This is a genomic window from Streptomyces sp. NPDC006174, assembly GCF_040614075.1.
Classification (GTDB): domain Bacteria; phylum Actinomycetota; class Actinomycetes; order Streptomycetales; family Streptomycetaceae; genus Streptomyces.
Genome location: NZ_JBEXTJ010000007.1, coordinates 21,823 through 48,166, shown reverse-complemented (window position 1 = coordinate 48,166; position 26,344 = coordinate 21,823). Strand labels below are relative to the sequence as shown.

Sequence of the window (26,344 nt, the reverse complement as noted above, 5' to 3'; positions counted from 1 at the left end):
GCTGTCGCGCGTCCGGGGCGGCGCCTGCGTCAAGGGGTGGCGGCGAACGGTCCCTCCGGACCGAAGGCGTACGCCCCGAAGCGCTCGCCCATGCGGCGGTGGGCGGCCGGGCCCGGGTGGAGCCGGTCGGGCAGCGGCAGCTCGGCGAAGTCGGTCTCGCCGTACAGGGTGCGGCCGTCCAGGTAGTGCAGGGCCGGGTCGTCCACGGCCCGCTCCGCCACGATCCGGGCCAGCTCCTCCCGTACGGTCCGCAGGGTCAGCTTCCCGAGGGCCGCCTCCGCCGGGTCGCCCAGCGCCGCGAACTCCACCCGTCCGTCCGCGATGTCCGGCGCTGCGGGCCCGGGAGTCTCCTCCTGGGCCGGGCAGAGGATCGGCGAGACCACCAGCAGAGGCGTGGCGGGATGGCCTTCGCGGAGGGTGTCGAGGAACCCGTGCACGGCCGGTCCGAAGGCGCGCAGCCGCATCAGGTCGTGGTTCACGACGTTGATGCCGATCTTGACGCTGAGCAGGTCGGCGGAGGTGTCCCGCAGAGCGCGCGCGGTGAACGGATCGAGCAGAGCGCTGCCGCCGAGCCCCAGATTGATCAGCTCCACGCCTCCCGCCGCGGCCGCCAGCGCGGGCCAGGCGGTGGCCGCGCTCTCGGCGGCGGACCCTTGGCTGATCGAACTCCCGTGGTGCAGCCACACCCGCCGCCCGTCCGGCGCCACGGGCGCGACGGGCGCGTCGGTGCGCAGGGCCATCAGCTCGGTGGTCTCGCTGTACGGCAGCCAGATCTCGACGGTCTTCTCCCGCCCGGCGAGCCCGTCGAACCGCACGGTGCCGACCGGCCCGCGGACCGTCTCCTGGGACCCGTCGCTCATGTCCACCGTCACCAGATCACCGCCGCCCGCCGTGGCCCGCCCGGCCGGCTCACCGTCGACGTGCAGGTCGTACGCGCCGTCCGGGCGGGCCGGGACACCGCGGTAGCCGACGACCGTGCGCAGGACGTCCAGCTCGACGGCGGTGGCCCGGGTACGGAACACGACCCGTACGCCGGAGGGCTGCGACTCCGCCTGGGCCACCTGAGGGTCGCCGCCGGACTGGGCCCGGGCGCGGGCGGGCAGCCGGTGCGGGAGGAGGCCGCCGCGCGCGGTGCGCTCCAGGTCGAGCGCGCCGCGCACGAGTGCGCCGGTGAGAGGAGTGGCGGTCGGTCCGGGGGAGTGGTCCATGGTGTCCAGCCTGTCCACCGAGGCGCGAATCTAGCAGGCGCAGAGACAGAACGGATGCCCGGCAGGATCGGCATAAACACGGAAGGACCGCTTCCGGTCCTCCGTGTCCAGCGGCCGCGCTCCCAGCGCCAGCACCTCGCGCTCCGCCGCGTCCAGATCCTCCACGGTCAGGTCCAGGTGGAACTGCTGCGAGCCGTCGGGCCGGGGCCACTGCGGCGGTACGAAACCGGGCGCGGCCTGGAACGCGAGCGGTGTGCCCGGGGCGCCGGTGAGGTCGACCCAGCCGTCCCCGCCGTCCTCGACGGTGCCGCCGATCACGGCGGCGTAGAAACGGGCGAGCGCGACGGGGTCGGGACAGTCCAGCGCGACGGCGCCGAGTGTGGCGATGGGCATGACGCATACCTCCCGGTGGTTGCCGCCCTGTTGCGGCATGGCGTAACGACTACCCCATACCGGCGCGGGAGTGCGGGCAACTCAGGCCTTCGGCCGACCCATCGCCCGGTACGTCCACCCGGCCTCGCGCCACACCGCACTGTCCAGGGCGTTCCGCCCGTCCAGGATGATCCGCCGGGACACCGCCTCGCCCAGCTCCGCCGGGTCCAGCTCGCGGAACTCGCGCCACTCCGTCAGGTGCAGCACCACGTCCGCGCCACGCACGGCCTCCAGCGCGGAGTCGGCGTAACCGAGCGTCGGGAAGAGCCGCCGGGCGTTCTCCATGCCCTTCGGGTCGAAGACGGTCACCTGCCCGCCCTGGAGGTGGATCTGCCCGGCGACGTTGAGCGCGGGAGAGTCGCGTACGTCGTCGGAGTCCGGCTTGAACGCGGCGCCGAGCACGCCCACCCGCGTACCGAGGAACGAGCCGCCGCCCACGGCCTCCCGGGCCAGCTCGACCATGTGGCCGCGGCGGCGCATGTTGATGGAGTCGACCTCGCGGAGGAAGGTGAGCGCCTGGTCCGCGCCCAGCTCACCGGCGCGCGCCATGAAGGCGCGGATGTCCTTGGGCAGGCAGCCGCCGCCGAAGCCGATCCCGGCCCGCAGGAACTTCTTCCCGATGCGCTCGTCGTGCCCGATGGCCTCGGCGAGCTTCACGACGTCGCCGTCGGCGGCCTCGCAGACCTCGGCCATGGCGTTGATGAAGGAGATCTTGGTGGCGAGGAAGGAGTTGGCGGAGGTCTTCACGAGCTCGGCGGTCGGGAAATCCGTCACCACGAACGGCGACCCCTCCGCGAGCGGCCCGGCGTACACCTCACGCAGCAGCTTCTCGGCCCGCTCGCCCTCCACGCCGACGACGATCCGGTCGGGGTGCAGGGTGTCGTCGACGGCGAAGCCCTCGCGCAGAAACTCCGGGTTCCAGGCCAGTTCGGCGCCGGTGCCGACCGGGGCCAGCTCGGCGAGGCGGGCGGCGAGACGGGCGGCGGAGCCGACGGGGACGGTGGACTTGCCGACGACCAGGACTGGCCGGGTGAGGTGCGGTGCGAGGGACTCGAAGGCGCTGTCGACGTAGCTCATGTCGCAGGCGTACTCGCCGTGCTTCTGCGGAGTGTTCACGCAGACGAAGTGCACGTCCCCGAACTCCCCGACCTCCTCCCAGGAGGTGGTGAAGCGCAGCCGCCCGGTCGAGCCCTCGATACCGGCCACATGCCTCTGGAGCATGTCCTCCAACCCCGGCTCGTACATCGGCACACGCCCACCGGAGAGCAGCTCGATCTTCTCCGGTACGACGTCGAGCCCGAGGACCTCGAATCCCAGCTCGGCCATGGCGGCGGCATGGGTGGCGCCGAGATAGCCGGTGCCGATCACGGTGATCCTGAGGGCCATGGGTGCTCCTGGAAGGTACGGACGGACGTGCGAACCGAGCATAGTGCGGCGGACGACCCCACCCGTCCCCACCCGATCCGCCGCTTACCTCCCGTTCTGCCCGGCCCCTGTCACGAAGCTCACGTGGCACTCACGTATGCCGTCCCGGGGCTTCCGCACTAAAATTGAGTTACTTAACGGTAGTTAGCATCTGGGGAGTGAGCGTCTTGGCGGGTTCGACCGATTTCGACCTGTACCGTCCGGCCGAGGAGCACGACATGCTCCGCGAGACCATCCGTGCGCTCGCCGAGACGAAGATCGCCCCCTTCGCCGCCGCGGTCGACGAGGAGGCCCGCTTCCCGCAGGAGGCGCTGGACGCCCTGGTCGCCTCGGACCTGCACGCCGTCCACGTCCCGGAGGAGTACGGCGGCGCCGGCGCCGACGCGCTCGCCACGGTCATCGTGATCGAGGAGGTGGCCCGCGCCTGCGCCTCCTCCTCCTTGATCCCGGCCGTCAACAAGCTCGGTTCGCTCCCGGTGATCCTCTCCGGCTCCGAGGAGCTGAAGCGCAAGTACCTGGGCCCGCTGGCCAAGGGCGACGCGATGTTCTCGTACGCTCTCTCCGAGCCGGACGCCGGCTCGGATGCGGCCGGCATGAAGACCAAGGCCGTGCGCGACGGCGACTTCTGGGTCCTCGACGGCGTGAAGCGCTGGATCACCAACGCCGGTGTCTCCGAGTACTACACGGTCATGGCGGTCACCGACCCGGCCAAGCGCTCCAAGGGCATCTCGGCGTTCGTCGTGGAGAAGTCCGACGAGGGCGTCTCCTTCGGCGCTCCGGAGAAGAAGCTCGGCATCAAGGGCTCGCCGACCCGCGAGGTCTACCTCGACAACGTCCGCATCCCCGCCGACCGCATGATCGGCGAGGAGGGCACGGGCTTCGCCACGGCGATGAAGACGCTGGACCACACCCGCATCACGATCGCGGCCCAGGCCCTCGGCATCGCGCAGGGCGCGCTGGACTACGCCAAGGGCTACGTCCAGGAGCGCAAGCAGTTCGGCAAGCCGATCGCGGACTTCCAGGGCATCCAGTTCATGCTCGCCGACATGGCGATGAAGCTGGAGGCGGCCCGCCAGCTCACCTACTCCGCCGCCGCCAAGTCCCAGCGCGTCGACGCCGACCTCACCTTCTTCGGTGCGGCTGCGAAGTGCTTCGCCTCCGACGTGGCCATGGAGGTCACCACGGACGCGGTCCAGCTCCTCGGCGGCTACGGCTACACGCGGGACTACCCGGTCGAGCGCATGATGCGCGACGCCAAGATCACCCAGATCTACGAGGGCACGAACCAGGTCCAGCGCATCGTGATGGCACGCAACCTGCCGTAACGCCTTTCGCTGTCACTACGGCCCCCGGCTCCACGCCGGGGGCCGTACGTGTGGCCCGGTCCGGGCGTCAGCGCACCACGTCGAACACGTTCTTCTGGATGCCGTTCGCGTACGCCTCGTACTCGACCAGCTTCAGCTTCTGGGCGTTCTTGTCGCTCGCGCTGAACAGCCGCTTGCCCGCGCCGAGCAGGAGCGGGAAGACGAGCAGGTGGTAGCGGTCGATCAGGCCGGCGTCGGACAGGCTCCGGTTCAGGGCGGCGCTGCCGTGGATGATGACCGGTCCGCCCTCGGTCTCCTTCAGGGCGGCCACCTCGTCGGCCGAGCGCAGGATCGTGGTGTCGCCCCAGTCGGAGACCAGGTCGTCCTCCTTGAGCGTGGTGGAGACGACGTACTTCGGCATCACCTTGTACCGGCCGAACTCCTCCATCCCCGGCCACACCGCGCTGAACGCCTCGTAACTGGCCCGTCCCAGCATCAGCGCGCCGGCCTCCTCCTGCTCCCGGCCCTTGATCTCGTACGCCTCCGGGAGGAAGTCCACGTCCTTGAAGGTCCACCCCGAGTTCCGGTAACCGGGCTCGCCGCCCGGGGCCTCCACGACACCGTCGAGGGAGACGAAGGCGGTGCTGATCAGAGTGCGCATCAGGGGCTCCTGGCTTTCTCGTACATACGGGTACTTCGCGGCGGGCGGCCCGTATGGGCACCAACTCTTACGGATGTACTGACCGCGCGCCCCGCCGAAACTCATCGGTCCCGCCAGGCCCATCCATCCGGACCCACGGCCGGTACCCTCCCACCTCATGACCGAACTCGACAGGCTCACCGCCCTCTTCCGCGCCCTGGGAGCGGACGACGACGCGCCGGACTGGGCGGAGTCCGAGGCCGAGGAGGGGCTGCCGCAGCTCGCCCGCTACCGGTTCCTGCGGACGGTGTGGCAGGACGTCGACGCCTGGACCACGGAGGCGCCCCGCTGGGTCGCCGCCTACCGCAGCGACGGCGTGGCCGCCGGAGCCGTCGACCGCGCCCTCGCGGCCGGGCTCACGCCTGAGGACCTCGGCGAGCTGGCCCGCGAGGTGGCCCGGGAGACGGCGTTCGGCGTGCTGTGCGTGCTGGCGGACCCGGCGGACGGGTCGCTGCCCGCCGAGGTGGAGGAGCGGTTGCCGGGCTGGCGACTGGCGGAGCTGGACCCGGCGGGAGAGCCGACGAACCGTCACCTGGACGCCCTGCACGAGGACTTCGCCGACCTCGAACCGAAGGGAATCGTGCCGTGACCCGGGGCGGGCGCCTCGCAGGGCTCAGGCGATGGCCGGGCTGCGGCGGCGTTCGACGCCGAGGTTGACGTCGCGGCCTGTTACCCGCGCTGCGGTCATGCCGCCTCGATGCCGAGTTCGGCGAGCAGGCCACGGACGCGCCCCTCGATCGCGTCCCGGATCGGCCGGACCGCTTCGACGCCTTGCCCGGCGGGGTCATCGAGTTTCCAGTCGAGGTACCGCTTGCCGGGGAGGACGGGGCAGGTGTCGCCGCAGCCCATGGTGATCACCACGTCGGACGCCTGCACCGCTTCCACGGTCAGCATCTTCGGCGTCTCGGCGGACAGGTCGATGCCTGCCTCCGCCATGGCCTGTACGGCGGCCGGGTTCACGGTGTCAGCGGGTGCGGAACCGGCGGAGCGGACCTCGACCCGGCCCTCGGCGAGATGGGTGAGAAAGGCCGCCGCCATCTGCGAGCGGCCGGCGTTGTGGACGCAGACGAACAGTACGGACGGCTTGGGCTCAGGCATGGGCGGAACCTTCCGGGGCGACGGCACCGGTGACCGTCGGTGTGGGCTGAGGGAAGAAGCGGCGGGCGGCCAGGGCGACGTGGACCAGGCCGATCAGGACCGGCACCTCGATGAGAGGGCCGACGACTCCGGCGAGGGCCTGGCCGGAGGTGGCGCCGAAGGTGGCGATGGCGACCGCGATGGCGAGCTCGAAGTTGTTGCCCGCGGCGGTGAAGGCCAGCGCCGTCGCCTTCGGGTACTGCAGGCCGACCGCGCGGCCGACGGCCATGGACCCGGCCCACATCACCGCGAAGTACACCAGCAGCGGCAGTGCGATCCGTACGACGTCCAGGGGCTTGGAGGTGATGGCGTCACCCTGGAGCGCGAACAGGACGACGATGGTGAACAGCAGCCCGTACAGGGCGAACGGGCCGATGCGCGGGAGCAGCTTCGTCTCGTACCAGGTGCGCCCCTTGGCTCTCTCGCCCAGGCGGCGGGTGAGGAACCCGGCGAGCAGCGGGATGCCGAGGAAGATCAGGACGGAGCGGGCGATCTCCCACACCGACACGTCGAGTGAGGTCTGCGCGAGGCCGAGCCAGCCCGGCAGCACGGTCAGGTAGAACCAGCCCAGCGCGGCGAACGCGATCACCTGGAACACGGAGTTCAGTGCGACGAGGACGGCGGCGGCCTCGCGGTCGCCGCAGGCGAGGTCGTTCCAGATGATGACCATCGCGATGCAGCGCGCGAGGCCGACGATGATCAGACCGGTGCGGTACTCGGGAAGGTCCGGCAGGAAGACCCAGGCGAGGGCGAACATCAGGGCCGGGCCGACGACCCAGTTCAGGACCAGGGACGGGATGAGCAGGCGGCGGTCACGGGTGACGCTGTCGAGGCGGTCGTAGCGGACCTTCGCCAGCACCGGGTACATCATCACGAGCAGGCCGAGCGCGATCGGCAACGAGACGCCGGTCACGGTGACCTTCGCGAGCGCACCTCCCAGACCGGGCACGAGCCGGCCCAGACCGAGGCCGGCCGCCATCGCGATGAGAATCCATACGGCGAGGAAGCGGTCCAGGAACACCAGCCGCCCGGAGACCGGGCCCGCGGTGACGGCTTCGCCCCTCACGAGGCGGCGCCGACGGCCCCGGCCGCAGACTGCCCGGTCCCGGCCCTCGTCGCGGTCCCCGCCCCCGTCCCGGCCAACGGCTGCCCGGCCGGACGCGTGAGGATCGCGGCCAGGCGGTCGGTCATCTGCGGCAGCAGCCGGTAGTACACCCAGGTTCCGCGCCGCTCGGAGTCGATCAGACCGGCCTGCTTCAGCAGCTTGAGGTGGTGGGAGATCGTCGGCTGCGACAGGTCGAAGGCCGGCGTGAGGTCGCATACGCAGACCTCCCCGCCCGCGCGCGAGGCGATCATCGACAGCAGCCGCAGCCTCACGGGGTCGCCCAGAGCCTTGAACACCTTCGCCAGATCGGTCGCCTGGTCCTCGTCCAGCGGGGCGGTCAGCAGGGCGGGGCAGCATCCGTCGACGCCGTCCTGACCAAGCACCACAAGCTCTTGTTTCGACATGCTTCTATGTTGACGTTCTTCGATCCACCGCGCAAGCTTGTATCGACAGATATCAATGCAGCCCGATCGGAGAGACCGCCATGTCCCGTGCTCAGCTCGCGCTCAACGTCGCCGACCTCGAAGCGTCGGTCACCTTCTACTCCAAGCTGTTCGGTGTCGAACCCGCCAAGCGGCGCCCCGGATACGCGAACTTCGCCATCACCACCCCGCCGCTCAAGCTTGTCCTCATCGAGGGTGAGCCGGGCCAGGAGACCCGCCTGGACCACCTCGGCGTCGAGGTCGACTCCACCGATGAGGTGGCCGCCGCCACGGCCCGGCTCAAGGGCGCGGGCCTCGCGACGTTCGAGGAGAACGACACGTCCTGCTGCTACGCACTCCAGGACAAGGTGTGGGTCCACGGCCCCGGAAGGGAGCCGTGGGAGGTCTACGTGGTCAAGGCGGATGCCGACCGGATGGGCAAGGCGGCCGTCCTGGACGGCGATGGCTGCTGCGCCAGGACCGGCGAGGCCGAAGGGGTGGCGTAGGGCGTTGGCAGCCGCCGGCGGGCCGGGCCACCGCCTCACCTGCCTAGACGCGCTTGATGGCCCAGGCCAGGGCCAGCCAGGGAGTGCAGGCAGAGACGAAAGCCAGGAGCCAGCCCGCCCAGGTGGACGTCTGGAAGAACGCGCCGGGCAGCAGGAGGAGCACCCCCAGGCAGAGCACCAGCACGGCCACTCCGTGGACGTCACCGCGGAATCTCCGGGCAGTGTGGACCTCGGCCCGGTCGTAGAGCCCGTAGCCGAACACGGCCACCATTAAGGCCACCGTCCAGATCCAGAGCAGCGCGGCGCCGCTGTCGAAGAAGCCGGAGTCGTGATACCGCCCGCCGAGCCCGGGCCGGCCGGGGGCGTACATGACGGTCACCGTGTTCCCCTCGCCCGGCACTCCGAGGGTCCTCGCGCCCCGGACGGTGGTTCGGCGGGAGCCGTCGTCGAACGGGAGGGTCACGACGACGTCAGCCGCGTACTCGTCGACGTCGTTCACGTTCACGCCGGTCGGCCATGGCGCGCTCACCACCCTCTCGATGGGAACCTCGTGGACGCCCCCTCCGGCCGCGTACACCTCCGAAACCCAACGACCCCGCTCACCGTCCGGGCCGACCGCCTGTACCAGCGCCGCGCCGCTCGCCAACGGGAGCAGGACGGCGAGCAGGACGGGCAGGCTGCGGGAGGGACGTCGCGTCGGCCGTACGACCTTGTCCAGGTCGACCCCGCCCGTGCGCGGTGGGCGCACGGAGACCGTCATCCACATCAGCACGCACAACAGCGAGCAACCGAAGAGCGCGAGCCGCAGATCCCGGGCCTCCGCCCGCGGCGGCAACGGCAGGATGCCCACGATCAGGGTGACGCTCACGGCCGCCACCATCAGAATCCCGGTCACCCGCGTACTCACCGACGACACTCGTGACGATCCTGTGCGCAAGATCCCACGCCCCTACCCCCCCCGAGCCTCCGCGTGGTCAGCACCCGTCGGCCTCGGACGCCCCCGCGCCCGGTGGGCCGAGCGTACCCCCGGCCTGACACCTCGACGACGGCAACTCCTAGGCCGCCGAAGCCTTCGCTCCGGCAGCCCCGGCACTGGCCCGGTTCCCTGGAGCGGAACGCGCGGTCGCAGCCGTCGCAGTTCTGGAAAGGGACGTGCGGCGGACGGCCGGGGCCAGCTCCTGGGCGTCGGGGAGCGCCGGGGGCGCCACCACCGCCCCCGGCTGGTTGCAGAACACCGTGCGGGTGACCATCCGGCCGCTCGCCGGCCTCGCCTGAGTTTGGTTCTTTGACTCTTTGACCGCGACCCGGTCTGAGCAGCGGGTTCGGGTGGATTTCCAGGGATCCGCCCCGGGGTGCGGCTCGCCGTCCTTACGCTGCGAACCATGGCTGACGAAGACGTATCCGAGCCCGATCTCGACCTGGACATCGATCCGGCGGACGATTCGAGCGCGGTGATGGCCGCCGTGGGGCGGCAGATCAAACTCTGGCGGGAGACGGCCGGGCTGCGCGCCGCCGAGCTGGGTACGGCGATCGGCTACAGCGAGGATCTCGTCTACAAGGTCGAGGGTGGACGACGTATCCCCAAACCGGAGTTCCTGGACGGGACGGACAGGGCTGTGGGCGCGGGCGGCAAGATCTCCGCGATGAAGCAAGGACGTGGCGGAGGCTCGTTATCCGAAGAAGGTGAAGGATCTCGCCAAGCTTGAACGGGAAGCGGTCGAACTCGGCGCGTACGGCAATCACAACGTCCACGGGCTTCTCCAGACCGCTGAATACGCCCGTGCGCTCTACGAGATGCGGCGGCCGGCGTTCGGGCCGGACGAAGTCGAGCGGTATGTCGCGGCCCGGATGGATCGGCAGGAGATCTTCCGACGGAAGCCGTTGGCCATGCTGACCTTCGTCCAGGAGGAGGTGACCATCCGGCGGCCACTGGGCGGGCGTGCGGTGCGCATGCTCTTTGTGGCGGAAACCCAGACACCGGCAGCCCCCTTCGGCACACTGAGTACATGGACGATCACCCGGGGAAGTCGCCGGACCACCTCACCATCAACGTCACGCACCGGGACGACCCGGTCTTCGAGGTCACCGAAGCGGACGCGTTCGCCTCGGTGCGGAAGTATCCGAACATCGTGGTCCGGGGGCCGTTGTTCGGGCTGGCCGCTCAGGCGCGCGGAGAGCGGCCGCGGTGGCGGTTGCTCGGCGAGCTCGACACCGGGTTTCCGCAGATGGCCCGCGACGAGCTGAACTCGCACCTCTGGTTCAAGGCCAAGGACCACACCGAGGACCGGGTCGTGCGGCGGTCGTTGCTGGAGGCCGTGGCCCGGTTGGAGAAGGAGCCGGTCAACGAGGTGACGGCGGACGGCGTGCGCTACCGCGTCGTGCGGGCCGACGAGTTCGCCCGGATCGGTGACGCGCGCCTGGAGCCGCCCCGGGCTACCGACCCGGACGAGGACAGCTGGGACCTGGACGCGCCGGACATCTCCCGTACCAAGGGGTTCGTGGTCGACCACGCGGCCGCCGTCGGGCTGGCCGAGGGCATCGACCGGGCCGGGCTGCTCCAGCTCTCGTACACCGCCGACCGCTTCCCCGATGACGTACGGGCCGATTCCCAGCGGGCGTTGACCACTCATCCGGGCGTCGTGATCCTCCCGACGACGTTCCGGGTGGTGGAGCGGAAGGAGCTGTCCTGGTCGATGGTGACCGGGCAGTACGCGACGCCCCAAGGCGCCCGCCGCGCTCTCGTCCACCACCTCACCCGGCCCGTGCCGAAGCTTCCGGACTTGCCGGACATGCCGGAGCTGCCCGCCTGGATGAAGGTGGACGAGAAGGAGCAGGCGATCCACGACCGGGCCGCGAGGAAGTTCATGGCACGCCGCCGGCCCAACGAACTCCTGGTGCGGGGACGCCGGTACGAGGTCGTGCGGGTCGAGCGCGTGATGCGCATCGGGCCCGACGGACCGGAGAAGCCGCGCCCGTCCGACACGGACGACTACGGCCCCTCCCAGATCCATCCCCTCATGGACGAGGAAGGGAACGTCACCCACAACTCGTAGCCCACGCGAGGCCGGCCCCCCGCAACAGCCTTGCGAGGAGCCTCAGTTGCCTCAGTTGCCCTTGACCGTGACCTTCTCGTCGTTCTTCAGCTGCTCCACGAGCTGCTTCACCTTCGCCTTGTCCCAGACCAGGTTGCCGCCGTTGCTGCCGGAGATCGGCATGTTCAACGACGTACCGTCGCCGCCCGTGACGCCCTTCATCGCGAAGAACATGTTGGCCAGCGACCAGAGCGACATGTCCTTGTCCACGATCAGCGTGTCCAGGCCCGCGCCCATCGTCGGATACAGCTTGAACGGGTTGAGAATCGTGGACGGCGTCGCCGTCTGGCTCGCCAGCGCCGCGAGGAACTTCTGCTGGTTCTTCGTACGGTCCAGGTCGCTGCCGGCGAACGCGTACCGGGTGCGGACGAAGGCCAGGGACTGCTCGCCGTTCAGCGTCTGCTTGCCGGCCTGGAAGTCGGCGCCGGAGTTCTTGTCCTTGAACGCCTTCGGGATGTCCATCTCGACGCCACCGATCGCGTCCACGATCTGCGCGAAGCCGCCGAAGCCGATCTCGACGTAGTGGTCGATGCGCAGCCCGGTGTTGAACTCGACCGTACGCACGAGGAGTTCGGGACCGTCCTCGGCGTACGCGGCGTTCAGCTTCACCTGGCGGCCGGTGCCCTGGAACATCTTGCCCGACTCGGACCCCTTGAAGGAGGGGATCTCCACCTGGGAGTCGCGCGGCAGGGAGATCAGCGTCGGGCCGTTGGAGCCGTCGTGCAGGATCATCATCGAGTCGGTGCGCTTGCCCTCGGAGGAACCGGTGCGCAGCCGCTTCCTGTCCTCGGCCGACAGGCCCTCACGGCTGTCGGAACCGACGATCAGGTAGTTCGTCCCGTCACCCGCTTCCGGCCGCTCGATGACCTTGGCGAGGTCGACCTCGCGCTTCAGCTTCCCGTCGGCCCAGAAGTACGTGGAGACGGAGACCACGAGGAGCACGACGACCAGCGTCAGCGCGCCGAGCTTGATCCGGCGGCGCCAGTCGACCGGCGGGCGGCCCTGGACGTAACCCGCGTCACCACCGCCGCGACCGCCTCCACGGCCGCCGCCGCCACCGCCGTAGACCTGGCCGGTGTTGTAGCCGCTGTCGTAACCGGGCTCGGGGCTGTTGCCGTAACCGGGCTGTCCGTCCTGGTAGCGGTCGTCGTACCCCTGGCTCTGCGGGGGCACCGTCGGCCTCTGCGGCGGGGCCGGGCGGCGCTGGATGTGAGGCATCGCGCGGGCGCTCTCGGGCTGGGGGCTGGCACTGCCCCGGCCGTAGCGCTCGCTGCGGTCGCCGGTCCGTCGATCGGGCCAATCGTTCATCCGAACAGTGTGCCGTCCCGACCCACAGCTATTACAGGGTGTAAGGGAAATCGCACCAGGGCTGTTGCGAAGCTGATGCATTCCGCGCGATCAGGCCCGCGCGCACGGCGGACGGCCCGCGCACACGGCGGACCGGCCGCGCATAAGGTGGACTGTATGACAGATCAGGCCACCCACGTGGAGACCCGCTCGGAGGAAGAGATTCCGGGCAAGCCCACCGCCGCGTCCCGGACCACCCTCAGCCACATCATGACCGGCAATGACACCAACCTCCTCGGCACGGTGCACGGTGGCGTGATCATGAAACTGGTCGACGACGCGGCGGGCGCCGTGGCCGGTCGGCACTCCGGTGGGGCTGCCGTGACCGCCTCGATGGACGAGATGGTGTTCCTGGAGCCGGTCAGGGTCGGTGACCTCGTTCACGTACGCGCGCAGGTGAACTGGACCGGCCGCTCCTCCATGGAGGTCGGCGTCCGCGTGATGGCCGAGCGCTGGAACGAGTCGACCCCGGCCCAGCAGGTCGGCAGCGCCTACCTCGTCTTCGCCGCCGTCGACGCGGACGGCAAGCCGCGCCGCGTACCGCCGGTGGTCCCCGAGACCGAGCGCGACAAGCGGCGCTACCAGGAGGCGCAGATCCGGCGCACGCACCGCCTCGCGCGCCGCCGCGCGATCAAGGAGCTGAGGGAGAAGCGCGTCGCCGACGGCATCGACGACTGAGGTCTCGCGGGTGTCTCACGGGCAGACCACCTCGTCGCCCGTCACCGTCGCGAACTCGCCCGTCTGCGTGCTCTCCGCCCGCACCGGCCGCACCTTCGTGAAGTCCGCACCGGCCGTCACCTCCATCGTGGCGCCCTGGCCCTTCACCGCCTTCAGCTCGCTGCCGGGCAACGCGGCGGCCAGGGACTTCGCCGAGCGGTCCCATCGCGGGTCGTACGTCACGAGCGTCCGCGCCAGGTCGCGCAGCTTGCCGTTGAGCGGCGCGTTCGTGGTGTTGAAGCCGGTGGCGCGCAGGCCGGCGTCCACCTCCTTGCCGAGGCCGTCCCTCGGAGTGCCGTTGTAGACCTGCACCCGGATCTCCTCCGGCGCCACGTCCACCAGGGTCGCCTGGGCCTTCTTCGGCGTGCCGGCCGCGGGCCCGGGATTCGCGGGGGCCAGCGGCTTGTCCTCGCGCAGCGCCTGGAACAGCTTCTTCGCCTTCGCCGCGTCCCACCGGACCGTGGAGCCGATGCCCTTGACCGGGAAGCTCGGATTCCCGATCGGTACGGAGGTGAACTCGGACGACGACGGGCTGAAGTCCTTCATCGCCTTGCCGAGCGCCAGCATCTGCTCCGTACCGAACCCCTCGTCGGCCCGGACCGATCCCAGCACCGACGCGGAGACCTGCTGGAACCGCACCGGATTCAGCAGCACGCCGTTGCTCGTCGCCTGCTTGATCAGCGCCGCCACGAACTTCTGCTGGCGCTGCATCCGGCCCAGGTCGGAGGCCACGTCGACATGGCGGGAGCGTACGTACTGCAGCGCCTTGCCGCCGTCGAGCTGATGGGTGCCGGCGGACAGGTCCAGTCCGGTGTACGAGTCCTTCATCGGCCGGGCCGTACAGATCCGCACGCCGCCCACCGCGTCGACCGTCTTCATGAAGCTGGTGAAGTCGACCTCCAGATAGTGGTCGATCTTGACGCCGGTCATGTTCTCGACCGTCCGCACGGTCAGCGTCGGCCCGCCCTCCGCGTAGGCGGCGTTCAGCTTCACCGGGTGGCTGTTGTGCTTCTTGCCGGTGGTGCGGTCGGTGTGCGCGGGCATCTCGGCGTAACTGTCGCGGGGCAGGCTCACGACGCTCGCCCGCTGCTTGTCGGCCGAGAGGTGGACCAGCATGATCGTGTCGGTGCAGTGGCAGGGCGCGCCGCCGAGCTTGTACTTCTGCTTCTCCGCCTCGGTGAGGGTGTCCCGGCCGTCGGTGCCGACGAGCAGCAGGTTCGTGCCGTGTCCGGACTGGGGGCGGTTCTTCATGTCCTTGAACGGGTCGACCCGGCCGATCCCGCCCTCCAGGTTGCTCACCACGGCGTGACCGATCCCACCAGCGCCCAGCACCAGCACGGAGAGCCCGGTCGCCACCCGCATGCCCCAGCGCGGCCGCTCGTCCTGCTTCCGGGAGCGGACCGGCCGCGCACCCTGCGGCGGACGATGGCGCGGCGGAGCGGTACGGGGACGAGGCGGGCGCTGCGGTGGACGGGGGGCGGTCACGGGCGGAGACACCTCCGGGTGGTCACGGCGGGCCTACCGTGCGAGGGGACCATCACACGGTAGGCCCATACGATCTCCGTCCCGGCCCACCACCCGGCGGCGCGCGCACCGGTGTCCCCCATTCGCGGTAACGTGGCGGCCGAATATCGCCGCCTCCCGGGGCGCCCGCCGCCTGCGGTGCGGAGCCCCCGGCGCCCCCGAGGACCCCCTGAGGACCACATGTCTGCCGCGCAGTACCCCGCCGTCTCCGTGATCATGCCGGTGCTCAACGAGGAACGCCATCTCAGGAACTCGGTCCGGCACATCCTGGAGCAGGAGTACGCCGGTGAGATGGAGGTCGTGATCGCGCTCGGCCCCTCCGCCGACCGCACGGACGAGATCGCCGCCGAGCTGGTCGCCGAGGACTCCCGCGTCCACACGGTCCCCAACCCCACCGGCCGCACCCCCGCCGCCCTCAACGCGGCGATCAAGGCCTCCCGCCACCCCGTCGTCGTACGCGTCGACGGCCACGGCATGCTCTCGCCGAACTACATCGCGACCGCCGTCCGCCTCCTGGAGGAGACCGGCGCGCAGAACGTCGGCGGCATCATGCACGCCGAGGGCGAGAACGCCTGGGAGGACGCGGTCGCCGCCGCGATGACCTCGAAGATCGGCGTCGGCAACGCGGCCTTCCACACCGGCGGCCAGGCGGGCCCGGCCGAGACGGTGTACCTCGGTGTCTTCCGGCGCGAGGCGCTGGAGAAGGCCGAGGGCTACAACGTCGAGTTCATCCGCGCCCAGGACTGGGAGCTGAACTTCCGCATCCGCGAGGCCGGCGGGCTGATCTGGTTCTCGCCGGAGCTGAAGGTCCAGTACCGCCCGCGCCCCTCGGTGAAGGCGCTCGCCAAGCAGTACAAGGACTACGGCCGCTGGCGCCACGTCGTGGCCCGCTACCACTCCGGCTCGATCAACCTGCGCTACCTCGCCCCGCCGACCGCCGTCGTCGCCATCGCGGCGGGCCTGGTCGTCGGTGCGGCCGTCACTCCGTGGGCCCTCGTCGTCCCCGGCGGCTACCTGGCCGCGATCGTCGCCGGGTCGCTGCCCGCCGGCAAGGGGCTCTCGCTGAAGGCCCGCGCGCAGATCCCGGTGGCGCTGGCGACCATGCACATGTGCTGGGGCTTCGGCTTCCTCACCAGCCCGCGCTCGCTGGCCAAGCGGGTCATCGCGAGCCGCCGCCCGTCGCTGGCGGCCAGCAGCGAGACGGTCTGATCCGGCCGGTACGGAGGACAGGGGCCCCACCGGTCGTCGGTGGGGCCCTTCTCCTCCGTACGGTCGAAGTGCGTATGGTCCCTCTGCGTACGGTCGAACTGCTACGGGGTCACGTCACCAGCTGTACTTCGGGTCGACCTCCATGCAGCCCTCCTCCTCGCCGTTCTGCGCTCCCGCCGACTCCGGCGTCTTCTCCTTGCCCTTGGAGACCGGGTAGGCGCCGTCCTCGCGCCAGTCGGCGCCCACGGCGAGCGAGATGCCCGACACGTCGGTCGACCTCCTCACCTGCGAGAGCGGGATGCCGAGCGCCTTGGCGACCGCCTGGGCGTCGCCCTCCAGATCCGCGCTCGGGAACAGGATCGAGGTCCGCGCCGAGCCCGCCACGTTGGCCGGGTCGACGGTGGCCTTCGCGAAGCCGGACTCCTTGAGCAGCCCTTCCACGTCACCCGCACGCCCGGAGACCGGGCCGAGCGCGTCGGTGGCGGTCCCGTTCCGTACCGCGACGGCGATCTCGCCGACCGGAGCGGACGGGTCCTTCGGCTCCTCCGGCTTCCGCTTCGACGCCTTGCCGTCCAGCGGCATGTCCTCGCGGACCATCCGGAACAGCTGCTCCGCGTCGCCCGCCTTCGGGTACACCCGGCCCGCGTTGGTGCCGGTGCCGTACACGTTCGGCATGGTCGACATCGTGATGCGCTTCGTCGGGACCTTTTTCAGCTCCTCGGCCAGGTCGTAGAGCTTCTTGACCGTGTCGAGCCCCTTGTCGACTGTCAGCGCCTTGGTCGCGGCCTCGGCCAGGTTCATCAGCTTGCCCGGGTCGCTGAGCTTGGTGCCCTTGCGCAGCTGACGCACCATCGAGTTCATGTACTGGTGCTGGGCCTTGGCCCGCGCCAGGTCGCTGCCGTCCTCGAAGCCGTACCGGGTGCGCAGCCACTGGAGGGCCTGCTCGCCCTGGACGGAGGTGGTGCCCTCCTCCAGCTTCAGTCCGGAACCACCGCGGCCGTTGGCGCCGCGCGAGTGGATGTTGGCGGTCACACAGACCGGGACGCCGCCGATCGCGTCGGCCATGGAGACCACACCGGCGAAGTCGATCATCATGAAGTGGTCGATCCGGATGCCGGTCAGCTCGTACCAGGCGGCCACCGTGCACCCCGGACCACCGCGGCGCAGGCTCTGGTTGGTCTGCACGTCCACCGTGCTGGCCGGGAAGACCTCGCCGTCCGGGGCCGTGCACTTGGGCATCCTGAGCATGGTGTCGCGCGGCATGCTCACCACGGAGAGGTTGGAGCGGTCCGCGGAGAGGTGGAGCAGCATCTGCACGTCGGCGAGCGGCGGAGAGCCGAAGGTCTCCTTCGCGCCGCCCAGCTTCTGGTTCTCCTTGGAGTCCCGGGCGTCGGAGCCGATGAGGAGGATGTTGAGCGGGGTCTGGCCGGCGGCGTTGGCCTTGTGGTCGGCCATCCGCTTGTCGCCGAGGGTCAGATCCTCTTTCCTGATGTTGCCGTTGAGGTACTCGTAGTAGAGGTAGCCGGCCCCACCGGCGCCGAGTATCAGCAGCGTGAGTACGGCGGAGCCCCAGCGCAGTACGCGCCGTTTACCGCTCTTCGGCGCTCGGCGGTTGCTCCGGCCGCTCCCGCTCCCGCCCCGGCTGCTCCGCCCCCGCGACCCGGCCCGACGGCCAGGACCGCCGTCACCGCTGCCGCCGTCCCCGTCCCCGCTCTCGTACGCGCTCCCGCTCCCGACGGGCCGGTCCGCGTGGCGTACGCGTGACCGTGTCCCCTCCCCGGGTGTACTGCTCCGACCCACCGGACCCCCCATGCTGTTCAGATTTCCGCGATGACGGTGACGCGGTGGCGTCGTGTCACTGGGCGCATACCGCCTTGTCGGCGCTGGCCCGCTGGATGTTCTCCGGCGCCTTCGCCGGTCCCGTGATGGGTATGCCGGCGCCCTTGAAGTCCGCCCCCAGCGTGAGCACCATCGCCTCGAGCTCCTCGGCGTCGGCGGTGCCCGGCTTCATCGCCGTGGCGGGCAGCCCCATCATCCCGGCGAGCGCGCGGGCCTGGTCGGCCTGGTCGGGCGCGTACTCCAGCGTCGTCTTCTTGATCTTCTCCGGCGCGTTGGCCTTGTTGGTGGACTTCAGCACGCCCTGCTGGTTCTGCAGCCAGGTGACGGTCGCACCGGCCGCACCGGGGATCTCGCCGCCGTTGAGGACGTCCACGCGTACGTCGGCGGGCTCGGCCTTCGGGCCCTTGAGGAGGGCCGCCTGCGCACTCTTGGCGGCCTTCTCCTTCTGCTTCACCTCGGTCAGCGAGGTGTCGGAGCGCACCATCGCGAAGAGCGGTTCGGCCCTCGGCTCGTCCACGACCACGGTGATGGGCGTCGGCTCAGCCGGGTTGTCCTTGACCGGGACGGTGACGAAGGTGATGTTCTTGGTGTCGACCTTGCCGATCTCCTGGGCCAGGGTCATCAGCTTGTTGGCGCTGCCGATGCCCTGGTCGACCGTCAGCGACTTGGTCGCCGCGTCGGCCAGCTTGAACAGCTTCGTCGGGTTGGTCAGGGTGTCGTTCGACTTCATCTCGCGGATCATCGAGCCGAGGAACTGCTGCTGCACCTTGATCCGGTCGAGGTCGCTCTCGTTGCCGAAGCTGTGCCGGGTGCGCAGCAGGGCCAGTGCCTGCTCGCCGGCCACCTTCGAATTGCCCTTGCGGAGCTTCAGGTGGGACTTCGGGTCGTCGATCGCCTTGGCCATGCAGACCTCGACGCCGTCGACGGCGGTGGTCAGCTCCTTGACCGCGTTGAAGTCGACCATCATGAAGTGGTCGGGCTTGACACCGGTGATGGCCTCGACCGTCTGCATGGTGCAGCCGGGGTCGCGGCCCTCCTGGCCGAGGCTGACGTTGAAACGCTCGCCCGGGACGCCAGGGATCACCTTCGTCGACCCGTCGGGCTGCTTCGTCTCGCAGTCCGGGATCTCCGTCCACAGGTCGCGCGGGATGCTCAACGCCGTGGCGTTGGTGCGGTCCTCGGCGACGTGGAGCAGGATGGTGGTCTCGGCGTGGCCGGCGCTGTCCTTGTCGCCGTACCCGTCGTTGCCCTTGCCGGTGCGCTTGTCCGTGCCGATGATCAGGATGTTCATCGGGCCGTCGCTGAGGACGTTCTTGTTGCCCAGCTTGCCGATGTCGACGGTGTCGATGTTGCCGTTGAACCGCTCGTACAGGAGGTACGCGCCCAACGACGTGCCGATCACGAGGAAGGCGGTCACTCCGCCCGTCCACATCAGCGCCTTCTTGCGGCGCGCCTTCGGAGCCTTGCGCTTACGGCGTCCCGCGCCGGCGGCCGCCGAAGCCTCCGCGCCGCGCCCGCCGTTCTGGGAGGACCGGCGGCTGCGCTGGCCGGGCACCTCGCGGCGCGGGCTCTCGGCGGAGTCGGTGCGCGCGTCGCCGCGACGGCCGGAGTCCTCGGCAGTCGCCGTGCGCGCGGCGGCCGGCGACTCCCCTGTGGATCGGTCCAGTCGCAGTTCGTAATTGCCGGTGTGCGGGTTGAGCACCCACTGGTCTGCGGGGTCGATATCGTCCGCCCGCCCACGGCTTTGCGCATCCACGGTTGCTTGAGTCCTCCGTCGGTGCCACGCGAGGCGCCTTCCCCCGGCAAGGCGCTCGTTCCTTCGCTCCGGCAGTGCACGACCTGAAGGCCGGAAACACCGGATCGCGTCACACTATCCGCCCGGTTCGTGAAGGAGCGACGTGCGTGACCCACACCACGCTCCTTACAACCGGTCATTCTTCCCATTAAGTGCCGATTGCCTTCTCTGTCTTGGTGATTGCTTTACTGCTTACACAGGTCGTCCGCGGCGCTCGAACCCGAATAGGTGGGTGTGGGGGTCGGGCTTTCGGCGGCGGATCCGGTGTCGTCCGGCTTCTCGTCCTGAGCCTTTTCCTTCTCCTTGAGCTCATCCGCCGGAACCACCGCGACGGGCTTGTCCTCGCGCAACTGCCTGAACAGCTCGCTCGCGTCCGGTTGGACGAGTTCGTCCCGGTTCGTGTTCTGGCGGTACGGCTGCCGCGGCACGGTCAGGAACTGCACCTGGTCGGTCGGCACGTCCCGCATGCTCCGCACCAGGTCGTACAGGTCCCGCAGCGAGTCGAGGCCCGAGTCGGTCATCAGCGACTTGGTCGCCGCGTCCAGGACCGGGTAGAGCCGCGTCGGGTTGAGCAGGACGCCGTTGCTCTGCATCTTGTTGACGAGAGCGCCGAGGAACCGCTGCTGGCGCTCCATCCGTTCGGTGTCGCTGCCGTCGCCGAGGGTCTTGCGCGCCCGTACGTAACCGAGCGCCTCCTCGCCGTTCAGCGTCTGGCGTCCGGCCGGAAGCTCAAGACGCGCGTCCTTGTCGTCGATCGGCTCCTTGAGGCAGATCTGGACGCCGTCCACGGCGTCGACCATGTCCTTGAACCCGTTGAAGTCCACGACCATGTGGTGGTCGATCCGGATGCCGGTCAGCCGCTCCACCGTACGGATCGTGCAGGCGGTGCCGCCGAGTTCGTACGCCGAGTTGAACTGGGCGAACCGCTCCCGGCTCTCCTTGTCGTCGCCGGTGCGGCAGCTCGGGATCTCCACCATCAGGTCACGCGGCAGGGACACCGCGGTCGCGCTCTTCCGGTCCGCCGCGAGGTGCAGCAGGATCGTGGTGTCCGAGCGCTGGCTGCCGCCGTCGTCGCGGCCGTACTCCTTGTTGTCGCCGGACCGCGTGTCCGACCCGATGAGCAGGATGTTCTGGGCGTCCATGACGACCGGAGTGGGCCGCTCCTTCTCGTACACCTTCAGCTCGGCGGCGGCGCTGGTGTCCGTGGTGATGTTGCCGTCGAGCTTCTTGTACAGCCACCAGCCCGCGCCGGCGGAGACCAGCACGAGGAACGAGGCGCCGAGCGCGGCCCACCGCAGCCAGGGCCGCTTACGGCGGGAGGCGCTGCCGTCCTTGGGATGATCGGCCCAGGTATGGACGCCGGTGCCGTCGGGTTCGCTCTTGTCGGTGGGCCCGGCCTTGTCGTTGTCCTCGTCACCGGAGTCCTGAGGCGCGTCGGCGTCTGCTTGGGTTACGGGCTCGGGCTCGGGCTCGTCCTTGGAGTCCGTCGCGCCCGGCTCTTCCTGCGACCTGCCCTGCGGCGTGTTCCCGGCCGGGTGGTCCGGGTCGGCCGGCGTGCCAGCACTGTCGGTCACGTCTGCGTCCATCCTTCACGGTCGGCGGCGCGATGGGCCGCCGGTCGCAGGAGTAGACGGCTGAACCTCACGCTTGGTTGTGCACTGCCCAGAGAGTGGTCTGTACCGCCGATCATCTACCCCCGTCGTCGATCGTTATCGGGGGCTCGGCCCGCTGTGGGCCGGACGAGTGCACCTCAGCGCGCTTGTCATACCGCCGTGTTGGTGACCCGCTCGCTCTCGACCCGCTTCGCCAGGCCCTCCGCGCCGAGCTGTCCGAGGTGGCGGCAGAGGACCACGGACCCGCCGGAGGCCAGCGGCGCGAAGAGCCCGGCGCTCAGCCCCTCCCAGGTGTCGTACGTGTGCCCGGTCAGCAGCCGCGATCCCGGTACGAGCCCGAGGGCCTCGGCGTCCTCGCGGGCCTTCGCGACGAGTCGCGCACCGCTCAGCTCGGTCCCGCCCACGGCCAGCGCGGGAGCCTGCGGGTCCACCGGTGCGAAAGGCGAGAAGCGGTCGCCCTGGCTCGGCACCTCCACCGCGTAGTCCGCGAAGCCCTCGGGCGGCTGCGGGAACCGGCCGCCCAGCGGACGCAGGGCCAGCGCGACCCGCTCACCGCGGCAGGCCCGGGCCCGCTCCAGCGTGTCCGGCCCGCTCACCACGAGGTCGGCGGCGGCCGGGTCGCCCTGGACATCGGCGACGACCCCGACCGAGGAGCAGGCGAGCAGCCAGACCGCGGACTGCCAGTGCGCGGGAAGGAGCAGGGCGAGCCGGTCGCCGGGCTCGGCGGCGAGGTCGCCCTGGAGCAGATTGGCGGTCTTGGCCACCCAATTGGCGAAGGTGGCCACCGACAGTTCGACGCGTTCTCCGGTGGCGTCGTCGTAGAAGGTGACCAAGGGGCGGGCCGGGTCCGCGGCGAGGGCGGATCGCAGCAGGTCGGCGGCGGTGCGGTCGCTGGAGTTCATCCGCGCAAGAGTACGCGGCGATGCCGTGCGGGGCGGGCTGAACGGGTGTCACGTACACCGGTTCGGCAGACACGGCATCAGCTGTGGCGCTCCGTACCGGTAGCCGGTCTTGTCTGGTTATGGCCAGGATCGTGCGTATGCGTGCACTAGTGGTCACCTCAGTCGGCGTCACCTGCGCAGCGGCCCTCACTCTGCCGCTCGCCACCTCCGCCGCCTCCGCCCCCGCACCTCACTCCGCCTCGGCCCGGCCTCCCTCCACGTCCCCGGAGTCACCGGGTGCGGGCCCGCCCTCGGCCCAGGCCGAAGCGACGACAAGGGAGGCCCTCGCTCCCGACAGCACCGAAACCGAACCCCGTAAGGCCGAGTCCGCCGCCGAACCGGCCGGCTCGACGCAGTCGCTGCCCCTGGCCCTCCTGGACGCCTCCTCGGACCGCGTCGCGGGAGCACCGGCGGCTCAGGGCCTGCCGCAGCGCGACGCCCGCCCGTTCTCCCTGGTCGGCGTGGTCTGGGACGACGCCGAGGCCGAACTGCACGGCACGGTCCAGGTCCGGACCCGCGCCACCGGCACCACGCGCTGGTCGGACTGGCAGGACGTCGAGACGCACAACGCCGAGCACGCCGCCGACCTCGGCAGCGCCGAGCGCGAAGGGCGTACGGTGCGGGGCTCGACGGCTCCGCTCTGGGTCGGCGACTCGGACGGCGTGGAGGTACGCGTACGTCCGGAAGCCCCGGACCCGCAGGACCGCGCCGCCACCTCCGTACCGCTGCCGGAAGGCATGCGCCTGGAGCTCGTCGACCCAGGAGAAGACCCCGGAGAAGGCCCCGGAGAGAACCCTGGAGAAGGCTCCGGCGAGAGCACCGGCGAGGACTCGGCCCCGGAGCCCGTCCGTGGCGCCCCGGCAGGCCGTGCGGCGGCCGTGCCCGCCCGCTTCGCCGACACCCCGTCGACCGCGGCCGTCCTGCCGGAGGCCCTCACGGCCGAGACCGCCGCGGCCTCGGCGGTCAACGCGGAGCTCGCCGAGCTCGGCGCCACCGTCATCCCGGCCCTCTCCCGGGCGGAGACGCTGGAGTCGGTGGAGCTGGCGCCGGGCGCGAAGCCGTACATCGGTCCGCGGCCGGGCATCGTCACGCGCAAGGGCTGGGGCGCCGACGAGAAGCTGCGCGAGAAGAACTTCGCGTACACGAAGACCGTCAAGGCGGCCTTCGTGCACCACAGCGCGACCGGCAACAACTACACCTGCAAGCAGGCCCCTTCGGTGCTGCGCGGCATCTACCGCTACCACGTCAAGAGCAGCGGCTGGCGCGACTTCGGCTACAACTTCGCCGTCGACAAGTGCGGAAACATCTACGAGGGCCGGGCCGGAGGCGTCACCAAGGCGGTCCTCGGAGCGCACACGCTGGGCTTCAACAGCAACACCATGGGCATCGCGGTCCTCGGCTCGTACGCCTCCACCAATCCGCCGGCCGCCGCCGTCACCGCCGTCTCCAAGCTCACGGCCTGGAAGCTCGGCCTGTTCGGCCGCAACCCTAAGGCGAAGATCACGCTCGTCTCCGGCGGCAGCAACAAGTACAAGGCCGGCGTCAAGGTCAAGATGAACGTGATCTCGGGCCATCGGGACGGGTTCGCAACCGAATGTCCCGGAGCGCGTCTTTACAAGAAGCTCGGCACGGCCCGGACCAGCTCCGCGAAACTGCAGGGCCGCTGACCGGTGCATGCCGGACCGGTCTGCTTAGACTGGCCAGCCATATCCAGGCCAGGCCACCAGCAGGAAGCAGAGACGGTGCTGTGACAGAGGCAAAAGAAGCGATCCTCCTGGTCGGTGGCAAAGGCACCCGGCTGCGCCCGCTCACGGTGCACACCCCGAAGCCGATGGTCCCGGCGGCGGGCGTCCCCTTCCTGACCCACCAGCTGGCGCGGGCCAGGGCGGCCGGGGTGGAGCACATCGTGCTCGCCACGTCCTACCTGGCCGAGGTCTTCGAGCCGTACTTCGGCGACGGTTCCTCGCTCGGGCTGCACATCGAGTACGTCACCGAGCAGGAGCCGCTCGGCACCGGCGGCGCCATACGCAACGTCGCGGCCAAGCTCTCCTCCGGCCCCGACGAACCGGTCCTGATCTTCAACGGCGACATCCTCACCGGACTCGACATCCGGGCCCTGGTCGCCACGCACAACGACTCCGGAGCGGACGTCTCGCTCCATCTGACCCGCGTGGAGGACCCGCGCGCCTTCGGTCTCGTGCCGACGGACGGGACGGGCCGGGTCACGGCCTTCCTGGAGAAGCCGCAGACGCCCGAGGAGATCGTCACCGACCAGATCAACGCCGGTGCGTACATCTTCCGGCGCTCGGTCATCGACACCATTCCCGAAGGCCGCCCGGTCTCCGTCGAGCGCGAGACCTTCCCCGGACTGCTCGCCTCCGGAGCCCACCTCCAGGGCATGGTCGACTCCACCTACTGGCTGGACCTCGGCACTCCGCAGGCCTTCGTCCGCGGCTCCGCCGACCTGGTCCTGGGCCGCGCCCCGTCCCCGGCGGTCCCGGGCCGCTGCGGCGACCGCCTGGTCCTGGAGAGCGCCACGGTGGCCGCCGACGCCAAGCTCACCGGCGGCACGGTGATCGGCGACGACGCGGTGATCGGCGCGGGCGCGCGGATCGACGGCTCGACGGTCCTGGCCGGAGCGGTGGTCGAGGCGGGCGCGGTCGTCACGGACTCGCTCGTCGGGGCCGGCGCGAGGATCGGCAGCCGTACGGTGCTGAGCGGCGCGGTCATCGGGGACGGCGCCCGGGTCGGCGCGGACAACGAACTGCGCGACGGAGTACGGATCTGGTGCGGGGCGGTCCTGCCGGACGCCGCGATCCGCTTCTCCTCGGACCAGTAGGACGGCTCGGCCGCGTACCCTCATAAGCGCACTTTCCGCACCACAACCACCTGAGGCCCCACCCGTGGCAGGACGATTCGCCCCGCGCACCGCACGCCCGGTGCTGCCGTACCAGGCAGCACCGGCGGCGCGGGACGATGAGAGTTTCCTGACCCGTGAGTGGACACCGCCGGGCCCGCTGGACCTGCGCCTGGTGCTGAGCCCGCTGCGCCGGGGCCCGGCCGACCCGACGTTCCGGATGACGGCGGACGGCACGTTCTGGCGGGCCACGCGCACGCCGGAGGGCCCGGGCACACTCCGGGTGGCGGCGCGCGGCGACCGGGTGCGGGCGGAGGCGTGGGGCCCGGGCGCGGAGTGGCTGCTGGCCGGTCTCCCGGCGCTCCTGGGCGCCGACGACGACCCGGACGCCTTCGTCCCGCACCACCGCCTGCTGGCGGCGACCCGGCACCGGCGCCCGGGTCTGCGGCTGCTGCGTACGGGCCTGGTCATGGAGTCGCTGATCCCGTCGATCCTGGAACAAAAGGTCACCACGGACGAGGCGTACCGCGCCTGGCGCCTCCTGATCCGCCGCTACGGCACCCCGGCCCCCGGCCCGACGGCCACACCGGGCCTCCACGTCATGCCGGACGCCCGCACCTGGGCGATGATCCCGTCCTGGGAGTGGCACAAGGCGGGAGTCGACACCAAGCGCTCCTCCACGATCCTGCGAGCGGTACGGGTGGCCCGCAGGCTGGAGGAGGCGTCCAGGATGCCCCTGGCCGAGGCCACGGCCCGCCTGGAACTGATCCCCGGCATCGGCCCCTGGACCTCCGCCGAAACCCTGCAGCGCTCCAACGGCGCCGCCGACGCGGTGACGGTCGGCGACTACCACCTGCCCGGCATCGTGGGCCACGCCCTGGCGGACAACCGCCACGCGACCGACGAGGAGATGCTGACGCTACTGACCCCGTACGAGGGCCAACGCCACAGGGCAACGCGCCTGATCCTGCTGTCGGGCCGCATCCGGGAGCGCAGGGGCCCGAGGATGACACCGGGGAACATCGCGGCGCTGTAGGGCCTGATCAGCCTCTTTCGCGCTTGAGGAGCGAGCCTCGGGGCCCCGAAACCGAGCCCGTCCAGGCGCCCCCGTTGCAGCCCCTCCGGCGCTTGAGGAGCGAGCCTCGGGGCCCGAAACCCAGCCCATCCGGAC

General features: G+C 70.6%; 23 protein-coding genes and 1 pseudogene. 10 read left to right on the top strand and 14 right to left on the bottom strand.

Annotation, left to right across the window (positions count from 1 at the left end; all coding sequences use genetic code 11):
- Nucleotides 1–29: 29 nt before the first annotated feature.
- The 3 genes from ABZ267_RS17125 to ABZ267_RS17115 all read right to left on the bottom strand — a co-directional run bounded on the left by ABZ267_RS17125 (nucleotide 30) and on the right by ABZ267_RS17115 (nucleotide 3,026).
- Nucleotides 30–1,208: a GDSL-type esterase/lipase family protein gene (locus ABZ267_RS17125; protein WP_356746342.1), complete on the bottom strand. Its 1,179-nt coding sequence runs from the start codon at nucleotides 1,206–1,208 to the stop codon at nucleotides 30–32.
- A gap of 30 nt (nucleotides 1,209–1,238) precedes the next feature.
- Nucleotides 1,239–1,601, bottom strand: coding sequence for a VOC family protein (locus ABZ267_RS17120; RefSeq protein ID WP_356746341.1), 363 nt, complete (start codon nucleotides 1,599–1,601; stop codon nucleotides 1,239–1,241).
- Between the two features lie 81 nt (nucleotides 1,602–1,682).
- Complete coding sequence (locus tag ABZ267_RS17115) at nucleotides 1,683–3,026, bottom strand: UDP-glucose/GDP-mannose dehydrogenase family protein (RefSeq protein ID WP_356746340.1); 1,344 nt, start codon at nucleotides 3,024–3,026, stop codon at nucleotides 1,683–1,685.
- Nucleotides 3,027–3,232: 206 nt separating this feature from the next.
- Here ABZ267_RS17115 and ABZ267_RS17110 point away from each other — a divergent pair, with 206 nt between their 5' ends.
- Entirely contained in the window at nucleotides 3,233–4,390 is a 1,158-nt protein-coding gene (locus tag ABZ267_RS17110; RefSeq protein WP_356746724.1) for an acyl-CoA dehydrogenase family protein, read from the top strand.
- Between the two features lie 67 nt (nucleotides 4,391–4,457).
- Here the strand turns inward: ABZ267_RS17110 and ABZ267_RS17105 are convergent, their stop codons facing one another.
- Entirely contained in the window at nucleotides 4,458–5,030 is a 573-nt protein-coding gene (locus tag ABZ267_RS17105) for a dihydrofolate reductase family protein (RefSeq protein WP_356746339.1), read from the bottom strand.
- A 157-nt stretch (nucleotides 5,031–5,187) separates the two neighbouring features.
- On the opposite strand from ABZ267_RS17105, the gene ABZ267_RS17100 reads away from it, so the two are divergent.
- On the top strand, nucleotides 5,188–5,658 hold the full coding sequence (locus ABZ267_RS17100; protein WP_356746338.1) for a hypothetical protein: 471 nt from the start codon (nucleotides 5,188–5,190) through the stop codon (nucleotides 5,656–5,658).
- Nucleotides 5,659–5,753: 95 nt separating this feature from the next.
- Here ABZ267_RS17100 and ABZ267_RS17095 read toward each other — a convergent pair whose 3' ends face one another.
- From ABZ267_RS17095 to ABZ267_RS17085, 3 genes are read right to left on the bottom strand one after another with little or no spacing between them, the layout of a single operon-like run.
- Nucleotides 5,754–6,167 (bottom strand): arsenate reductase ArsC, encoded by a 414-nt coding sequence (locus tag ABZ267_RS17095; protein WP_356746337.1) that lies wholly within the window; start codon nucleotides 6,165–6,167, stop codon nucleotides 5,754–5,756.
- Entirely contained in the window at nucleotides 6,160–7,272 is a 1,113-nt protein-coding gene (arsB, locus tag ABZ267_RS17090; RefSeq protein ID WP_356746336.1) for an ACR3 family arsenite efflux transporter, read from the bottom strand. The genes ABZ267_RS17095 and arsB overlap by 8 nt, the downstream gene beginning before the upstream one ends.
- Nucleotides 7,269–7,715, bottom strand: coding sequence for a metalloregulator ArsR/SmtB family transcription factor (locus ABZ267_RS17085; protein ID WP_356746335.1), 447 nt, complete (start codon nucleotides 7,713–7,715; stop codon nucleotides 7,269–7,271). The genes arsB and ABZ267_RS17085 overlap by 4 nt, the downstream gene beginning before the upstream one ends.
- Nucleotides 7,716–7,795: 80 nt before the next feature.
- Here ABZ267_RS17085 and ABZ267_RS17080 point away from each other — a divergent pair, with 80 nt between their 5' ends.
- Entirely contained in the window at nucleotides 7,796–8,239 is a 444-nt protein-coding gene (locus tag ABZ267_RS17080) for an ArsI/CadI family heavy metal resistance metalloenzyme (protein ID WP_356746334.1), read from the top strand.
- 43 nt (nucleotides 8,240–8,282) lie between these two features.
- Here ABZ267_RS17080 and ABZ267_RS17075 read toward each other — a convergent pair whose 3' ends face one another.
- Nucleotides 8,283–9,107: a hypothetical protein gene (locus ABZ267_RS17075; protein WP_356746333.1), complete on the bottom strand. Its 825-nt coding sequence runs from the start codon at nucleotides 9,105–9,107 to the stop codon at nucleotides 8,283–8,285.
- 514 nt (nucleotides 9,108–9,621) lie between these two features.
- Here ABZ267_RS17075 and ABZ267_RS17070 point away from each other — a divergent pair.
- Together ABZ267_RS17070 and ABZ267_RS17065 are read left to right on the top strand one after the other, a co-directional pair.
- A pseudogene (locus tag ABZ267_RS17070) lies at nucleotides 9,622–10,186 on the top strand (Scr1 family TA system antitoxin-like transcriptional regulator); the annotation flags it as partial.
- Nucleotides 10,187–10,245: 59 nt separating this feature from the next.
- The gene (locus ABZ267_RS17065; protein WP_356746332.1) at nucleotides 10,246–11,292 is read left to right on the top strand and encodes a DUF5954 family protein; all 1,047 of its coding nucleotides are present in this window, start codon (nucleotides 10,246–10,248) and stop codon (nucleotides 11,290–11,292) included.
- Nucleotides 11,293–11,343: 51 nt separating this feature from the next.
- Here ABZ267_RS17065 and ABZ267_RS17060 read toward each other — a convergent pair whose 3' ends face one another.
- Entirely contained in the window at nucleotides 11,344–12,639 is a 1,296-nt protein-coding gene (locus ABZ267_RS17060) for an LCP family protein (protein ID WP_356746331.1), read from the bottom strand.
- Nucleotides 12,640–12,795: 156 nt separating this feature from the next.
- On the opposite strand from ABZ267_RS17060, the gene ABZ267_RS17055 reads away from it, so the two are divergent.
- Nucleotides 12,796–13,356: an acyl-CoA thioesterase gene (locus ABZ267_RS17055; protein WP_356746330.1), complete on the top strand. Its 561-nt coding sequence runs from the start codon at nucleotides 12,796–12,798 to the stop codon at nucleotides 13,354–13,356.
- A 15-nt stretch (nucleotides 13,357–13,371) separates the two neighbouring features.
- Here the strand turns inward: ABZ267_RS17055 and ABZ267_RS17050 are convergent, their stop codons facing one another.
- Entirely contained in the window at nucleotides 13,372–14,757 is a 1,386-nt protein-coding gene (locus tag ABZ267_RS17050; protein ID WP_356746723.1) for an LCP family protein, read from the bottom strand.
- A 342-nt stretch (nucleotides 14,758–15,099) separates the two neighbouring features.
- Between ABZ267_RS17050 and ABZ267_RS17045 the strand changes: the two genes are divergently transcribed.
- Complete coding sequence (locus ABZ267_RS17045; protein ID WP_356746329.1) at nucleotides 15,100–16,128, top strand: glycosyltransferase family 2 protein; 1,029 nt, start codon at nucleotides 15,100–15,102, stop codon at nucleotides 16,126–16,128.
- Between the two features lie 114 nt (nucleotides 16,129–16,242).
- On the opposite strand, the gene ABZ267_RS17040 is transcribed toward ABZ267_RS17045, so the two are convergent.
- From ABZ267_RS17040 to ABZ267_RS17025, 4 genes are all read right to left on the bottom strand, one after another.
- Nucleotides 16,243–17,940 (bottom strand): LCP family protein, encoded by a 1,698-nt coding sequence (locus ABZ267_RS17040; RefSeq protein WP_356746328.1) that lies wholly within the window; start codon nucleotides 17,938–17,940, stop codon nucleotides 16,243–16,245.
- Nucleotides 17,941–17,983: 43 nt separating this feature from the next.
- Nucleotides 17,984–19,723 (bottom strand): LCP family protein, encoded by a 1,740-nt coding sequence (locus ABZ267_RS17035; protein WP_356746327.1) that lies wholly within the window; start codon nucleotides 19,721–19,723, stop codon nucleotides 17,984–17,986.
- A 224-nt stretch (nucleotides 19,724–19,947) separates the two neighbouring features.
- The gene (locus ABZ267_RS17030) at nucleotides 19,948–21,348 is read right to left on the bottom strand and encodes an LCP family protein (RefSeq protein ID WP_356746326.1); all 1,401 of its coding nucleotides are present in this window, start codon (nucleotides 21,346–21,348) and stop codon (nucleotides 19,948–19,950) included.
- 176 nt (nucleotides 21,349–21,524) lie between these two features.
- Nucleotides 21,525–22,277, bottom strand: a complete 753-nt coding sequence (locus tag ABZ267_RS17025; protein ID WP_356746325.1) for a TIGR03089 family protein — start codon at nucleotides 22,275–22,277, stop codon at nucleotides 21,525–21,527.
- A gap of 137 nt (nucleotides 22,278–22,414) precedes the next feature.
- Between ABZ267_RS17025 and ABZ267_RS17020 the strand changes: the two genes are divergently transcribed.
- The 3 genes from ABZ267_RS17020 to ABZ267_RS17010 all read left to right on the top strand — a co-directional run bounded on the left by ABZ267_RS17020 (nucleotide 22,415) and on the right by ABZ267_RS17010 (nucleotide 26,209).
- Nucleotides 22,415–23,983: a peptidoglycan recognition protein gene (locus ABZ267_RS17020; protein WP_356746324.1), complete on the top strand. Its 1,569-nt coding sequence runs from the start codon at nucleotides 22,415–22,417 to the stop codon at nucleotides 23,981–23,983.
- A gap of 80 nt (nucleotides 23,984–24,063) precedes the next feature.
- Nucleotides 24,064–25,155 (top strand): NDP-sugar synthase, encoded by a 1,092-nt coding sequence (locus tag ABZ267_RS17015; protein WP_356746323.1) that lies wholly within the window; start codon nucleotides 24,064–24,066, stop codon nucleotides 25,153–25,155.
- A 64-nt stretch (nucleotides 25,156–25,219) separates the two neighbouring features.
- Nucleotides 25,220–26,209 (top strand): DNA-3-methyladenine glycosylase 2 family protein, encoded by a 990-nt coding sequence (locus ABZ267_RS17010; RefSeq protein ID WP_356746322.1) that lies wholly within the window; start codon nucleotides 25,220–25,222, stop codon nucleotides 26,207–26,209.
- Nucleotides 26,210–26,344: the final 135 nt, after the last annotated feature.